The sequence below is a fragment of the Pseudomonas simiae genome (genome assembly GCF_000934565.1).
Taxonomy (GTDB): domain Bacteria; phylum Pseudomonadota; class Gammaproteobacteria; order Pseudomonadales; family Pseudomonadaceae; genus Aquipseudomonas; species Aquipseudomonas simiae.
In genome coordinates, this window is the sequence record NZ_CP010896.1 from 390,899 (window position 1) to 406,301 (window position 15,403).

At 61.2% G+C, this 15,403-nt stretch carries 11 protein-coding genes and 1 pseudogene; all 12 read left to right on the forward strand.

Translation table 11 applies throughout. The annotated features are described in order from the left end of the window. Positions 1 to 26 precede the first annotated feature (26 nt). The 12 genes and pseudogenes from hutH (at position 27) to PF1751_RS01805 (ending at position 15,397) form a co-directional block, all read left to right on the forward strand. Positions 27 to 1,565: a histidine ammonia-lyase gene (hutH, locus tag PF1751_RS01750; protein ID WP_085989249.1), complete on the forward strand. Its 1,539-nt coding sequence runs from the start codon at positions 27 to 29 to the stop codon at positions 1,563 to 1,565. 161 nt (positions 1,566 to 1,726) lie between these two features. Beyond that, entirely contained in the window at positions 1,727 to 3,136 is a 1,410-nt protein-coding gene (locus PF1751_RS01755; protein WP_010213837.1) for an amino acid permease, read from the forward strand. Positions 3,137 to 3,151: 15 nt separating this feature from the next. Then, the gene (gene hutI, locus PF1751_RS01760) at positions 3,152 to 4,357 is read left to right on the forward strand and encodes an imidazolonepropionase (RefSeq protein WP_044286508.1); all 1,206 of its coding nucleotides are present in this window, start codon (positions 3,152 to 3,154) and stop codon (positions 4,355 to 4,357) included. Positions 4,358 to 4,369: 12 nt separating this feature from the next. Further along, positions 4,370 to 5,170 carry an N-formylglutamate deformylase gene (gene hutG, locus PF1751_RS01765; protein ID WP_021492179.1) on the forward strand — a complete coding sequence of 267 codons (801 nt, stop codon included), beginning with the start codon at positions 4,370 to 4,372 and terminating at the stop codon, positions 5,168 to 5,170. Between the two features lie 129 nt (positions 5,171 to 5,299). After that, positions 5,300 to 6,235 carry a choline ABC transporter substrate-binding protein gene (locus tag PF1751_RS01770; protein ID WP_021492178.1) on the forward strand — a complete coding sequence of 312 codons (936 nt, stop codon included), beginning with the start codon at positions 5,300 to 5,302 and terminating at the stop codon, positions 6,233 to 6,235. A 153-nt stretch (positions 6,236 to 6,388) separates the two neighbouring features. After that, positions 6,389 to 7,318, forward strand: coding sequence for an alpha/beta hydrolase (locus PF1751_RS01775; RefSeq protein ID WP_021492177.1), 930 nt, complete (start codon positions 6,389 to 6,391; stop codon positions 7,316 to 7,318). Between the two features lie 103 nt (positions 7,319 to 7,421). Continuing rightward, the gene (pip, locus tag PF1751_RS01780) at positions 7,422 to 8,393 is read left to right on the forward strand and encodes a prolyl aminopeptidase (RefSeq protein ID WP_010213829.1); all 972 of its coding nucleotides are present in this window, start codon (positions 7,422 to 7,424) and stop codon (positions 8,391 to 8,393) included. Next, positions 8,390 to 8,827, forward strand: coding sequence for a D-aminoacyl-tRNA deacylase (dtd, locus tag PF1751_RS01785; protein WP_021492176.1), 438 nt, complete (start codon positions 8,390 to 8,392; stop codon positions 8,825 to 8,827). Before pip ends, dtd begins: the two co-directional genes overlap by 4 nt. A gap of 266 nt (positions 8,828 to 9,093) precedes the next feature. Beyond that, positions 9,094 to 10,830 (forward strand): glucan biosynthesis protein G, encoded by a 1,737-nt coding sequence (locus PF1751_RS01790; protein WP_010213824.1) that lies wholly within the window; start codon positions 9,094 to 9,096, stop codon positions 10,828 to 10,830. Continuing rightward, positions 10,823 to 13,395, forward strand: a pseudogene (gene mdoH / locus PF1751_RS01795) (glucans biosynthesis glucosyltransferase MdoH); the annotation flags it as partial. The gene PF1751_RS01790 and the pseudogene mdoH, both read left to right, overlap by 8 nt. A gap of 184 nt (positions 13,396 to 13,579) precedes the next feature. Further along, complete coding sequence (locus PF1751_RS01800) at positions 13,580 to 14,380, forward strand: transporter substrate-binding domain-containing protein (RefSeq protein WP_010213821.1); 801 nt, start codon at positions 13,580 to 13,582, stop codon at positions 14,378 to 14,380. 219 nt (positions 14,381 to 14,599) lie between these two features. Further along, complete coding sequence (locus PF1751_RS01805; RefSeq protein WP_021492173.1) at positions 14,600 to 15,397, forward strand: transporter substrate-binding domain-containing protein; 798 nt, start codon at positions 14,600 to 14,602, stop codon at positions 15,395 to 15,397. Positions 15,398 to 15,403 lie beyond the last annotated feature (6 nt).

Sequence of the window (15,403 nt, forward strand, 5' to 3'; positions counted from 1 at the left end):
ATTCAAAAGAACAATTCAAAAGGAGTATGAATGTGACTGCGCTAAACCTGATTCCAGGTCAACTGAGCCTTGCCCAACTGCGAGCTATCTACCAGCAGCCGGTAACCCTTAGCCTGGATGACAGCGCCACGGCGCAGATCGAAGCCAGTGTTGCCTGCGTGGAGCAGATTCTCGCCGAGAACCGCACCGCCTATGGCATCAACACGGGTTTCGGCCTGCTGGCTTCGACCCGCATCGCCAGCGAAGACCTGGAAAACCTCCAGCGTTCCCTGGTGTTGTCCCATGCCGCCGGCGTGGGTGAGCCGATCAGCGACGCACTGGTGCGGCTGGTCATGGTGCTCAAGGTCAACAGTCTGAGCCGTGGGTTCTCCGGAATCCGCCGCCAGGTGATCGACGCGCTGATCGCGCTGATCAACGCCGAGGTGTACCCGCATATTCCTTTGAAAGGTTCGGTCGGTGCCTCCGGTGACTTGGCGCCATTGGCGCACATGTCCCTGGTGCTGCTGGGCGAAGGCAAGGCGCGCTACAAGGGCGAGTGGCTGGAAGCGACCGAGGCGCTGAAAGTCGCCGGTTTGACCCCGCTGACCCTTGCCGCCAAAGAAGGCCTGGCGCTGCTTAACGGCACCCAAGTGTCCACCGCCTATGCGTTGCGTGGCCTGTTTGAAGGCGAAGACCTGTTCGCCGGTGCCCTGGCGTGCGGCGCGCTCACCGTGGAAGCGGTGCTGGGCTCGCGCTCGCCGTTCGACGCACGGATTCACGCCGCGCGCGGCCAGCGTGGGCAGATCGATTCGGCTGCGGCCTATCGTCATCTGCTGGGTGAAAGCAGCCAGGTGTCCCAGTCGCACCAGAACTGCGACAAAGTGCAGGACCCGTACTCCCTGCGCTGCCAACCACAAGTCATGGGCGCCTGCCTGACCCAGTTCCGCCAGGCCGCCGAGGTACTGGTGGTAGAAGCCAATGCCGTGTCGGATAACCCGCTGGTATTTGCCGCACAAGGCGACGTGATTTCCGGCGGTAACTTCCACGCCGAACCGGTTGCCATGGCGGCCGATAACATGGCGCTGGCCATCGCTGAAATCGGCTCCCTCAGCGAGCGTCGTATCTCGCTGATGATGGACAAGCACATGTCGCAACTGCCGCCGTTTCTGGTGGGCAATGGCGGCGTGAACTCCGGCTTCATGATCGCCCAGGTGACCGCCGCTGCGCTCGCCAGCGAAAACAAGGCGCTGGCCCATCCCCATAGCGTCGACAGCCTGCCGACCTCGGCCAACCAGGAAGACCACGTGTCCATGGCCCCAGCTGCGGGCAAGCGCCTGTGGGAAATGGCCGAGAACACCCGTGGCGTTCTCGCCGTGGAATGGCTTGCCGCGTGTCAGGGCCTGGACCTGCGTGAAGGCCTGAAAACGTCACCTGCGCTTGAAAAGGCGCGCGGGATTCTGCGCGGCAAAGTGGCGTTCTATGAGAAGGACCGTTTCTTCGCGCCGGACATCAACGCCGCCAGCGAGCTGTTGGCCAGCCGCTGCCTGAATGAGTTGGTGCCGGCCAATCTCCTGCCGAGCCTTTAAGCGCGACAGCGGACCATTGAGGGCGCTGGCTTGCCTGCGATAGCTATCTGTCAGTTGAAGCATGTGTGATTGATACACCGCCATCGCAGGCAAGCCAGCTCCCACATTTGATCTTTTGCAGATTCAGATTTTCTCGGGATAACAATAACTAGGGAAGAGAAATGCAACAGCAAGAAAAGGGTTTGAAACGCGGGCTCAGCGCCCGACATATTCGCTTCATGGCACTCGGTTCCGCGATCGGCACCGGGCTGTTCTATGGCTCCGCCTCCGCCATCCAGATGGCTGGCCCTGCCGTGCTGCTGGCCTACCTGATCGGTGGCGCCGCCGTATTCATGGTGATGCGCGCCCTCGGCGAAATGGCTGTGCACAACCCGGTGGCCGGTTCTTTCGGCCAGTACGCCAGCACTTACCTGGGCCCTATGGCAGGGTTCATTCTTGGCTGGACCTACGCCTTTGAAATGATCATCGTCTGCCTCGCCGACGTGACGGCTTTCGGTATCTACATGGGCTTCTGGTTTCCCGACGTCGCGCGTTGGGTCTGGGTGCTCGGCATTGTGCTTTTGATTGGCGGCCTGAACCTGTGCAACGTCAAAGTGTTTGGCGAAATGGAGTTCTGGCTGTCGTTGCTCAAGGTCGGCGCCATTGTGGCGATGATCCTCGGCGGTTTTGGCATCATGCTGTTCGGCATTCATTCGGCCGGTGAAACCCAGGCCAGCGGCCTCAGCAACCTGTGGGCCCACGGCGGCTTCATGCCCAACGGCATCGGCGGTCTGATCGCCTCCTTTGCAGTGGTGATGTTCGCTTTTGGCGGCATCGAAATCATCGGCATCACCGCCGGTGAAGCCAAGGACCCACAGCGCGTGATCCCCAAGGCGATCAACGCGGTGCCGCTGCGCATTCTGTTGTTCTACGTGCTGACCCTGTTTGTGCTGATGGCTATCTATCCGTGGCCGCAGATCGGCAGCCAGGGCAGCCCGTTCGTGCAGATCTTCAGCAACCTCGGCATCGGCTCGGCGGCGACCATTCTCAATATCGTCGTGATCTCGGCGGCCGTCTCGGCCATCAACAGTGACATCTTCGGCGCGGGTCGCATGATGTACGGCCTGGCCCAGCAAGGGCAGGCGCCCAAGGGTTTTGCACAACTGTCCAAACAGGGCGTGCCCTGGATGACTGTCGTGGTAATGGGTGCGGCGCTGCTTGGCGGCGTGGTGCTCAACTACCTGATCCCGGAAAACGTGTTTCTGGTGATTGCCTCGATTGCGACCTTCGCCACTGTTTGGGTGTGGCTGATGATCTTGTTCACCCAGGTCGCCATGCGCCGCTCGATGACCAAGGAACAGGTCGCCGAACTGAAGTTCCCCGTGCCGTTCTGGCCCTACGCGCCAGCGGCCGCCATCGTCTTCATGCTGTTCGTGTTTGGTGTGCTGGGTTATTTCCCGGACACCCAGGCCGCCTTGCTGGTCGGTGCCGTGTGGATCGTGTTGCTGGTCGTCGCGTACCTGCTGTGGGTCAAACCTTCGGCAGGGCAAGCGGCCAAGGTCCATTACGACGCGGCTTTGTCTCATCGATAACTTAGGGAGGCGTTGATGAAAACGCTTTGGCAACACTGCCACGTCGCAACCATGGCACAGGGCAACTACTCGATCATCGAGGATGCCGCCATGGTGACTGCCGGTTCGCTCATTGAGTGGATCGGCCCCCGCAGCCAGGTACCCATGGCAGATTACGCCCAGGTGCATGACCTGCAAGGCGCGTGGGTCACCCCCGGGCTGATCGACTGCCACACCCACACGGTGTTCGGCGGCAACCGCAGCGGCGAATTCGAGCAGCGCCTCGAAGGCGTGAGCTACGCCGAGATCGCGGCCAAGGGCGGCGGTATTGCCAGCACCGTGCGCGCCACCCGTGCCGCGACCGAGGATGAACTGTTCGCCAGCGCCCACAAGCGCCTGCGCAGTTTGCTGCGCGACGGCGTCACCACAGTAGAGATCAAGTCCGGCTACGGGCTGGATCTGGTCAACGAACGCAAAATGCTGCGGGTGGCCCGTCGCCTCGGTGAAGCACTGCCGGTCAGTGTGCGTGCTACGTGCCTGGCGGCCCATGCCTTGCCACCCGAATACAAAGACCGCGCCGACGATTACATCGACCACATCTGCGTCGAGATGCTGCCGGCACTGGCGGCAGAAGGTCTGGTGGACGCGGTGGATGCGTTCTGCGAATACCTGGCGTTTTCCACCGAGCAGGTGGAGCGCGTGTTCAAAGTCGCCCAGCAGTTGGGCCTGCCGGTGAAGCTGCACGCCGAGCAACTGTCGTCGCTGCACGGCTCCAGCCTGGCTGCGCGTTACCAGGCGCTGTCGGCGGATCACCTGGAATTCATGACCGAAGACGATGCCATCGCCATGGCCGCCTCCGGCACCGTTGCGGTGCTGCTGCCGGGCGCCTTCTACTTCCTGCGCGAAACCCAGCTACCGCCGATGGATGCCCTGCGCAAGCACGGCGTGAAGATCGCCATTGCCAGCGACCTCAACCCCGGCACCTCGCCGGCACTGTCGGTGCGCCTGATGCTGAACATGGCCTGCACGCTGTTCCGCATGACCCCGGAAGAAGCCTTGGCGGGCGCCACCCAACATGCGGCCACCGCATTGGGCATGGGCGACACCCACGGCTCGCTGGAAGCGGGCAAGGTCGCGGACTTTGTCGCCTGGCAGATTGATCGCCCCGCCGACCTGGCCTATTGGCTGGGCGGCGAGCTGGATAAACGCGTCGTACGCCACGGCGTCGATGTCACTGTTTGAGGAGTGCTACTTGTGGATAAGGTTCTGAATTTCAAACAAGGCCGTGTGCCGCTGTTGATCAGCATGCCCCACGCCGGCCTGCGCCTGACGCCTGCTGTCGAGGCGGGGTTGATCCCTGAAGCGCAAAGCTTGCCGGACACCGACTGGCACATCCCCACGCTCTATGACTTTGCCGAAGAACTGGGCGCCAGCACCCTGGCGGCCGAGTACTCGCGGTTCGTGATCGACCTTAACCGCCCATCCGACGACAAGCCGCTGTACGCGGGCGCCACCACCGGTCTGTATCCGGCGACACTGTTTGATGGCGTGCCATTGTTCCGCGAAGGGTTGGAACCGAGCGAGGCCGAGCGCGCCAGTTACTTGCAAAAGGTCTGGGGCCCGTATCACCGCACGTTGCAGGAGGAACTGGCGCGGCTCAAGGCCGAATTCGGCTACGCCTTGCTGTTCGATGCGCATTCGATCCGCTCGGTCATCCCGCACCTGTTCGACGGCAAACTGCCGGACTTCAACCTCGGTACGTTCAACGGAGCCGCCTGTGATCCTGAGCTGGCCAACCAGTTAGAGGCCATTTGTGCCGCGCATCCGCAGTACACCCATGTGCTTAACGGGCGCTTCAAGGGTGGCCACATCACCCGTCACTACGGCGACCCGGCGCAGGATATTCACGCGGTGCAGTTGGAGTTGTGCCAGAGCGCCTATATGGAGGAGTTCGAACCGTTCCGTTATCGCCCGGATCTGGCCGAGCCGACTCGGGTGGTGTTGAAGCAGTTGTTGCAGGGGCTGTTGGCGTGGGGGCAGAAACGCTACGGCTGACCGTCTGTCGCCTGGGTGCAAAACCCGGTCGCCACAGGTCGCTTTTGTCGAGGTCTCGCTGAGTAAGGTTGTGGATACGGCGCGTCAGACGCCACTCCTACAATAAAGCTGCCGAGTGAGACCTCCTCCATGAAACGACTGTTGTTGACCCTCACCGCCGCCGCGTTGCTCAGCGCCCATGCCATGGCCGCCGAACCGGCTTCCTGCAAGAACATCCGCATGGGCGTGGTCAGCTGGACTGACGTGGTCGCCACCTCCGGGATGGCCGATGTGCTGCTCAATGGCCTCGGCTACGACAGCAAACAGACCAGCGCCGTGCAGCAGATCATCTTTGCCGGCATCCGCGACAAGCGCCTGGATATCTTCCTCGGCTACTGGAAGCCCGCGATGGACAACAACATCGCGCCCTTCCTCGCGGCCAAGCAGGTCAAGGTGTTCGACACCCCGAGCCTCGCCGACGCCCAGGCCACCCTGGCCGTGCCGCAATACGTGGCCGATGCCGGCTTGAAGACCTTCGCCGATATCGCCCGTTTCAAGGACAAGCTCGGCGGCAAGATCTATGGCATCGAGCCAGGCAGCGGCGCCAACACCGACATCCAGAAAATGATCGACACCAACCGCTTCGGCCTTGGCGGCTTCAAGTTGGTCGCCTCCGGTGAAGCGGGGATGCTGGCGGCGGTGCAGCGTGCGGTGAACCGCAAGGAATTCGTGGTGTTCGTCGGTTGGACCCCGCACCCGATGAACATCAACATGAAGATGGCTTACCTCACCGGCAGTGAAGACGTATTCGGCCCCGACGAAGGCCGCGCTACCGTTTCCACCGTCACCGCCCCGGATTTTGCCGAGCGCTGCCCCAACGCCAATCGCTTGTTGGAAAACCTCACTTTCACCGCCGCCCAGGAAAGCCAGTTGATGGTGCCGATCATGGAGCGCGAGTCGCCCCAGGACGTGGCCCGGCAATGGCTGCGTGATCATCCTGAGGATTTGCAGCGCTGGCTGGCCGGGGTCACGGCGTTTGATGGCACGGACGGAGTGGCGGCCGTACAAGCCAGCCTGGAGCTCTGAGCCGAACCTGCCAGACCAGACAACACCGAACTCGTGTGGGAGCCGGGCTTGCCCGCGATAGCGGTGTATCAGGCAATGAATGCTTGGCAGGTACACCGCTATCGCAGGCAAGCCAGCTCCCACGTTGATCTCCAGCGTCAGGGATATTCGAGCATGTATCCGATTTCTCCAGAGTTGGCCGCTTTCGTTGCCAAAACCGCGTCCTTCACTGGCGACGACTCGTCGCTCGCCGGGATGCGCCAGGCCTACAACCACATGTGCCGGGCCTTCACCTCGCCCACGCCTGAGGGTTTGGCGGTCACAGACTTTTCCCTCGCAGGCAGAGGCGTGCGCAGTTACCTGCCGACCATGCTCGGTCCTGCTGATGGTTGGCCGTGCCTTCTTTATATACACGGCGGCGGCTGGGTGGTGGGCGGGCTGGATTCCCACGACTTCATCTGCGTCGAACTCGCCAGCGCTCTGCAAGTGCTGGTGATCGCCATCGACTACCGCCTGGCGCCGGAGCACCCTTTCCCTGCCGCTTACGAAGATTGTCGTGCCGTGTGGCGGGCGATCCAGGCGGGGCAGGGGCCGCATGCGATCAACCGGCAACGTCTGGTGGTGATGGGCGACAGCGCTGGCGGCAATCTGGCTGCGGCCTTGTGCCTGGGCCTGCGCGACGACGGCGAGCCGCAACCTCGGGCCCAAGTACTGATTTACCCAGGCCTGGGCGGCCCGGCGGATTTGCCCTCGCGCCGCGATTGCAGGGACGCGCCCCTGCTCAGCAGCGCCGACACCGACAGCTACCTGGCGCTGTACCTGCAGGGCAGTGGCAAACCGTCGCCCTACGCCATGCCGCTGCTGGCCGCAGACTTCAGCGGTTTGCCCAAGGCGTTCATCGCCGTGGCCCAGTTCGACCCCTTGCGCGACGACGGCATTTTGTACGCCGAGCGTCTGCAAGCGGCGGGTGTGACCGCCGTGCTGTATCCCGGCAAAGGCCTGGTGCATGGCTGCCTGCGCGCGCGGCGGCAGGTGCCGGAAGTGGACCGGCTCTACGATTACCTGCTGGATTACCTGGGCAGCGAAGGGCTGACACAGGTCTAAGCGCTCTAGGACATGCTCATTGCACAATTCGGGTTTATAGTGCCAGACGGCAAAATAAAAGACGTCCCCCCAGGGATGAACCCGACCCCCTACGGAGCGCGCAATGCAGACTTGGTACCCGCAGATCAAACCCCACGCCCGGCACGATCTGGCCGTCGATGACACCCACACGCTGTACGTCGATGAAAGTGGCTCCCCCGAAGGCTTGCCCGTCGTATTCATCCATGGTGGTCCTGGTGCTGGTTGTGATGCCCAGAGCCGCTGCTATTTCGACCCGAACCTGTACCGCATTGTCACCTTCGACCAGCGTGGCTGCGGCCGCTCCACCCCGCGCGCCAGCCTGGAAAACAACACCACCTGGGACCTGGTCGCTGACCTTGAGCGCATCCGCGAGCACCTGGGCATCGACAAATGGGTGCTGTTCGGTGGTTCCTGGGGTTCGACGCTGGCCCTGGCCTACGCGCAAACCCACCCGGAGCGCGTTCACGGCCTGATCGTGCGCGGTATTTTCCTGGCGCGTCCGCAGGACATTCATTGGTTCTACCAGGAAGGGGCCAGCCGCCTGTTCCCGGATTACTGGCAGGACTACATCGCGCCGATTCCGCCGGAAGAGCGCCATGACATGATCGCGGCCTACCACAAGCGCCTCACCGGCAACGACCAGATTGCCCAGATGCACGCGGCCAAGGCCTGGTCCGGCTGGGAAGGGCGCATGCTCGGCCTGTGCCCGAGCCCGCAGCATGTGGAGCGGTTTTCCGAGCCGCAACGTGCCTTGTCCATCGCGCGAATCGAGTGCCACTACTTCACTAACAACTCCTTCCTGGAGCCCAACCAACTGATCCGCGATATGCACAAGATCGCCCATCTGCCTGGCGTAATCATCCACGGGCGCTACGATATGATCTGCCCATTGGATAACGCTTGGGAGTTGCACCAGGCGTGGCCCAACAGTGAGCTGCAGGTGATTCGCGAGGCCGGCCATGCCGCCTCCGAACCCGGCATCACGGATGCCCTGGTGCGTGCGACCAGCCAGATGGCACGTCGCTTGCTCGACTTGCCGCCTGAAGAAGCATGAAGGGCCTGTTGCAACGGGTGCGAGGCGCCCGGGTCGAGGTCGCGGGCGAAATCGTCGGCGCCATCGACCAGGGTTTGCTGGTCCTGGTGGCCGTTGAGCCTGCGGATACGCCGGAGAGTGCCGATAAGCTGTTACACAAGCTGTTGAACTATCGGGTGTTCAGCGACGACGAAGGCAAGATGAACCTGTCGTTGAAGGATATCGACGGGGGGTTGCTGCTGGTGTCGCAGTTCACGCTGGCGGCGGATACCAAGAGCGGGCTGCGGCCAAGCTTCTCCACCGCGGCCCCGCCAGCCTTGGGAGCGGCGCTTTTTGATCACTTGCTGATACAAGCGCAACAATTGCATGGCAAGGTGGCGTCAGGGCGTTTTGGCGCCGATATGCAGGTGCATTTGGTCAATGATGGCCCTGTGACCTTTCTCTTGCAGACGTGAATGTATTAAAAACGACTTTTAATGCCTAAAAACGCAGGATTTCGCTACAAATACTTCGTTATCCCTGATGCGTTGTTTCGCGGGCTACTAGATAATCGCGCGCTACGGGGATCAGCGTTGTTTGGTCCATTTTGACTTAGGTAGAGACTTGTCCGACAACCACTGGGGAATCATTTTGCCCCACGGGAGTCGGAACAATGCTCGCCAACCTGGCATATAGATAGCTGGCCGTTGGTTTTTTGATCTGTTTTCGGCGAGGGTTGCTCGTGATTGTTAGTCCCTGTAATGCACCAAAATTGTCTGCCAAACGGTTACGAAACGCACTGGTGACGGGCTCCGCCCTGTTTTGCCTGTTCGGCGCGGGTCAACTGTGGGCATTCAGTCTGGATGATGTGTCGGCCAAGGCAAAAGAGCTGGCCGGGCAGAAATACGAAGCTCCGCGCAGCAATCTGCCGAACGAATTCCGCGAAATGAAGTTCGCGGACTACCAGAAGATTCGTTTCCGCAACGAAAAAGCCGAGTGGGCCGATCAGAACACCCCGTTCAAGCTGTCCTTCTATCACCAGGGTATGCACTTTGATACACCGGTGAAAATCAACGAAGTCACCGCCGACAGCGTTCAGGAAATCAAATACGACCCGACGCGCTTCGATTTCGGCGACGTGAAGTTTGATCCCAAAGCCACCGAACAGCTGGGTTATGCCGGCTTCCGTGTGCTGTACCCGATCAACAAGGCCGACAAGCAAGACGAAATCATGACCATGCTGGGCGCGAGCTATTTCCGCGTGGTCGGCAAGGGCCAGGCGTATGGCCTGTCCGCCCGCGGCATGGCGATCGACACGGCATTGCCGTCCGGCGAAGAATTCCCGCGTTTCACCGAGTTCTGGATCGAGCGTCCAAAGCCGGGTGAGAAACAACTGGTGATCTTTGCCCTGCTGGACTCTCCACGGGCTACGGGTGCTTATCGCCTGATCCTGCGTCCGGGCACCGACACCATTGTCGACGTGAAATCCCAGATGTTCCTGCGCGACAAAGTCAGCAAACTGGGCGTTGCCCCGTTGACCAGCATGTACCTGTTCGGCGCGAACCAGCCTTCCAAAGTGCTGAACTACCGCCGTGAACTGCACGACTCCAGCGGTCTGTCGATCCATGCCGGCAACGGCGAGTGGATCTGGCGCCCCCTGAACAACCCTAAACACCTGTCGGTCAGCAACTTCACCGTAGAGAACCCGAAAGGTTTCGGCCTGCTGCAACGCGGTCGCGACTTCAGCCACTACGAAGACCTGGACGACAACTACGACAAGCGCCCAAGCGCCTGGATCGAGCCTGAGGGCGACTGGGGCAAAGGCACCGTCAACCTGGTGGAAATCCCGACCGCCGATGAAACCAACGACAACATCGTTGCGTTCTGGAGCCCGGCAGAGCTGCCTGAAATCGGCAAGCCACTGGACGTTTCCTATCGCCTGCACTGGACCATGGACGAAAAGGCCCTGCACCCGAGCGACAGCGCCTGGGTCAAGCAGACCCTGCGCTCCACCGGTGACGTGAAGCAATCCAACCTGATCCGTCAGCCGGATGGCAGCGTGGCCTACCTGGTGGACTTCGAGGGCCCGTCCCTCAAGGCTTTGCCGTCGGATGCCGCGGTGCGTAGCCAAGTCAGTGTCAGCGACAACGCCGAACTGGTTGAAAACAGCGTGCGCTACAACGAGCACACCAAAGGCTGGCGCCTGACCCTGCGCATGAAGATCAAGGACGCAGGCAAGCCGACCGAAATGCGCGCAGCGCTGGTGCAGGACGTTCCGCCACCTGCCCCTGAGCAGGACTCGAGCCACGTGCTCAAGGCCGACAAGGTCCTGGCCAAGCAGCACGAAAAACAGGCCAAGAAAGACGCGAAAGACAAGGAAGCCAAGCAGCCAGAAGCTGCCCCAGCCACACCGGAGCCGATCAAGACCGAACAAGTCCTGACCGAAACCTGGAGCTATCAGTTGCCTGCCGATGAGTAACTCTCAAGTCCAGCCAGAAACTCTGCAGGAGTATCTGGCGCATCTACCGATGACCGCTGAGCAGCGCGCCGAACTGGCGGGCTGCACATCCTTCACCGAGTTGCACGAACGCTTGTCGTCGTCGACCTTTGACGCGCCTGGCGATGCCGCACAGGCGTCGGTCGGCACGCGGTTGACCCTGAGCACGGCCGAAGAGCTGCAAGACGCCGAAATGCTGGCGCTCGACGCCGCTGGCCGCGTGTGCCTGAAGGCCACGCCGCCGATCCGTCGTACCCGCGTGGTCCCGGAGCCATGGCGCACCAATATCCTGGTGCGCGGCTGGCGTCGTATCACCGGGCGCAGCAACCCGCCTGCTCCGCCAAAGGATGAGCGTGTATTGCCGGCTGCGCGCTGGCGTACCGTCGGCTCCATCCGCCGTTACATCCTGCTGGTGCTGATGATCGGCCAGACCCTCGTCGCCGGTTGGTACATGAAAGGCATCATGCCGTACCAGGGCTGGTCGCTGGTGGACTTCGACGAAATCCGCAACCAGACCCTGCTGCAAACCGCCACCCAGGTACTGCCATACGCCCTGCAAACCAGCATCCTGATCATGTTCGGGATCTTGTTCTGCTGGGTGTCGGCCGGTTTCTGGACTGCGCTGATGGGCTTTCTGGAGTTGCTGACTGGCCACGATAAATACCGCATCTCCGGTAAAAGTGCCGGTGACGAGCCGATTCCCAAAGACGCCCGTACCGCGTTGGTGATGCCGATCTGCAACGAAGACGTGCCTCGGGTATTTGCCGGTTTGCGCGCGACGTTTGAGTCGGTGGCCGCCACCGGTGACCTGGATCGCTTCGACTTCTTCGTGCTCAGCGACAGTAATGACGCCGACATCTGCATCGCCGAGCAGCAAGCCTGGCTCGACGTGTGCCGTGAAGCCGGTGGTTTCGGCAAGATCTTCTATCGCCGTCGTCGCCGTCGCGTAAAGCGCAAGAGCGGCAACCTCGACGACTTCTGCCGTCGTTGGGGCGGTGACTACAAGTACATGGTCGTGCTCGACGCGGACAGCGTGATGAGCGGCGAATGCCTGACCAGCCTGGTACGCCTGATGGAAGCCACGCCGGACGCGGGGATTATCCAGACTGCGCCGCGTGCGTCGGGTATGGACACGCTGTATGCGCGCATGCAGCAGTTCGCTACCCGTGTGTACGGCCCGCTGTTCACCGCCGGCTTGCACTTCTGGCAGCTGGGTGAATCCCACTACTGGGGTCACAACGCGATCATCCGCATGAAACCGTTTATCGAGCACTGCGCCCTGGCGCCGTTGCCGGGCAAAGGCGCGTTCGCCGGTTCCATTCTGTCCCACGACTTCGTTGAAGCTGCGCTGATGCGTCGTGCTGGCTGGGGCGTGTGGATTGCCTACGACCTGCCAGGCAGCTACGAAGAACTGCCACCGAACCTGCTGGATGAGCTCAAGCGTGACCGTCGCTGGTGCCACGGCAACCTGATGAACTTCCGCCTGTTCCTCGTCAAGGGCATGCACCCGGTGCACCGTGCGGTGTTCCTGACCGGCGTGATGTCCTACCTGTCGGCGCCGTTGTGGTTCCTGTTCCTGGTGCTGTCCACGGCGCTGCTGGCGGTAAACACCCTGATGGAGCCGCAGTACTTCATGGCACCACGCCAGTTGTACCCGCTGTGGCCGCAATGGCACCCGGACAAGGCGGTGGCGCTGTTCTCCACGACTATCGTGCTGCTGTTCCTGCCGAAACTGCTGAGCATCATCCTGATCTGGGCCAAGGGCGCGAAAGAGTTCGGTGGCAAGTTCAAGGTGACCTTGTCGATGCTGCTGGAGATGTTGTTCTCCATGCTGCTGGCGCCGGTGCGGATGATTTTCCACACTCGCTTCGTACTTGCCGCGTTTCTCGGCTGGGCTGCGACCTGGAACTCGCCGCAGCGTGACGACGACTCCACCCCATGGAGCGAAGCGGTCAAGCGCCACGGTCCGCAAACCCTGCTGGGCTTCCTGTGGGCGCTGCTGGTGGTGTGGTTGAACCCGAGTTTCCTGTGGTGGTTGGTACCGATCGTGGGTTCGCTGATGCTGTCGATCCCGGTGTCGGTGATCTCCAGCCGTGTCGGTTTGGGCCTCAAGTCCCGTGACGAGAGCCTGTTCCTGATCCCTGAGGAATACAATCCGCCGCAAGCGCTGTTGTCCACCGACAAGTACACCCACGAAAACCGTTGGCACGCGCTGAACGACGGCTTCGTGCGTTCGGTGGTCGACCCGCAGCAGAACGCCCTGGCCTGTGCCCTGGCAACCTCGCGTCATGCCCAGGCCGAGCCGATCGAGTACCTGCGTGCCGAGCGTGTGCGTCACGCGTTGAAAGTCGGCCCTGCCGGCCTCAACAACGCTGAACGCCTGGCCTTGCTCAGTGACCCGGTGGCCCTGGCCCGCCTGCACGAGCAGGTCTGGAGCGAAGGCCATGCCGAGTGGCTCGCCGCCTGGCGGGATTCGATCAAGGCTGACCCGCACGCGCCGTTGCTGCCGTTGCAACCGCTGTTGTCCCAGGCCCAACCGGCCTGATTCAGACGCCCCCGAGGGCTCACCTCGGGGGTGTTTTAAGCGCTGTTCCTACAGCGTCTTCCGCTTCTTCCCCTCCTGCGCCAACCCCTTGTTTTTTCGAAACAAAAGACCTCGTTTGAGGCGTATTGCCGTGCCCGTCGCTGAGTTAGCATCGCCCCCGTATTTGACTCGCCACAGGGATAATCCATGAGCAAAAGCTATTGTTCGGCGCTGTTGCTAAGTGCTGTCGCGTTGATTCACATGGGGCTGGCGCAGGCAGGCGCGATTGATGACGCCGTTCGACGCGGCGTGCTGAAAGTTGGTACCACGCCCACCTATGTGCCCTTCGAAATGACCGATAAACAGGGCCGTATCGTCGGTTTTGAAATCGACCTGCTTAACGTGATGAGCCAGGCCCTGGGGGTAGAGCTTGAAATGGTCTCGATGCCTTACACCGAGCTGGTGGCGGGGTTGCAGGCGAAGAGTTTCGACCTGATCGGCAGCGGCATGACCGTCACTCAGGAGCGCAACCTCAAGCTGAACTTCAGCGACTCGTTCATTGTGGTCGGCCAGTCCGTGTTGTTGCATCCACGCCTTGCGGGCAAGGTCGCCAGTGTCGAGGACCTGGACGACGCCAGCTACCAGATCGCCACCACCGAAGGCACTACCGGCGAGGCGGCGGCGCGACGGTTCCTTGGGGCGGCCCGAATCAGCAGTTTTTCGACACCGGAGGAAGGGGTACGCCAAGTGGTGCAGGGCAAGGCGGATGCTTTTATTCATGACGCGCCCTACAACCTGATCGCCCTGAGCCGCCCGGAAAACGCCACGCTGCTGGCACTTGAGCAGCCGTTCACGTTCGAGCCGCTGGCGTTTGGCGTGAAAAAAGGTGATGTCGACAGCCTTAACTGGATCAATCATTTCCTCAACCAGATTGCCCAGGACGGGACCTACGATCGTCTGCATGACAAGTGGTTCAACGACACTGCCTGGCTGGCAGAGATCGAGTGAAAGTCATAACTGCTTACACATCAAGTCGTTGCCTCAATCGCTCACGCACGTGTCTACGCCTGCTCTTTGCTGCCCTGTTGTGGGGCCTTTCCGACATACGCCGATAACAAATAGCCGTGAAACCTTTGTGACAGCAGGGGAGTGGGTTAGGATCGCACCCCGAAATGGTGCAGCCCTTTCGCGCGCCGACCTTATAAGAATCGTTCAGGGGACTTGATGATGAAAAAGTATCTTTCGATGCTGCTGCTTGGCGTCACCGCGCTGGTCGCGGTCAATGCGGCCCAGGCCGGCGCCATCGACGATGCGGTCAAGCGCGGTACGCTGAAAGTCGGCATGGACCCGACCTACATGCCGTTCCAGATGACCAACAAGCGTGGCGAAATCATCGGTTTCGAAGTGGACATCCTCAAGGCCATGGCCAAGTCCATGGGCGTCAAGTTCGAGCCGATCTCCACCGGCTACGACGGTATCATCCCGGCCCTGCTGACCGACAAGTTCGACATGATCGGCAGCGGCATGACGCTGACCCAGGAACGCAACCTGCGCCTGAACTTCAGCGAACCCTTCATCGTGGTCGGCCAGACCCTGCTGATCCGCAAGGAGTTGGAAGGCACCATCAAGTCCTATAAAGACCTGAATGACGAGAAATACCGCCTGACCTCAAAGCTCGGCACTACCGGTGAGATGGTGGCAAAGAAGCTGATCTCCAAGGCCAAATACCATGGCTACGACAACGAGCAGGAAGGCGTGCTGGACGTAGTCAACGGCAAGGCCGACGCCTTTGTGTATGACGCGCCGTACAACGTAGTGGCGGAGAAAAAGGTCGGTAATGGCAAGCTGGTGTACCTCGAAGAACCCTTCACCTTCGAACCCCTGGCGTTCGGCCTGAAGAAAGGCGACTACGACAGCATCAACTTCATCAACAACTTCCTGCACCAGATCCGCAACGACGGCACCTACGATCGCATCCATGACAAGTGGTTCAAGAGCTCCGAGTGGCTCAAGGACATGGAATAAGGCTTA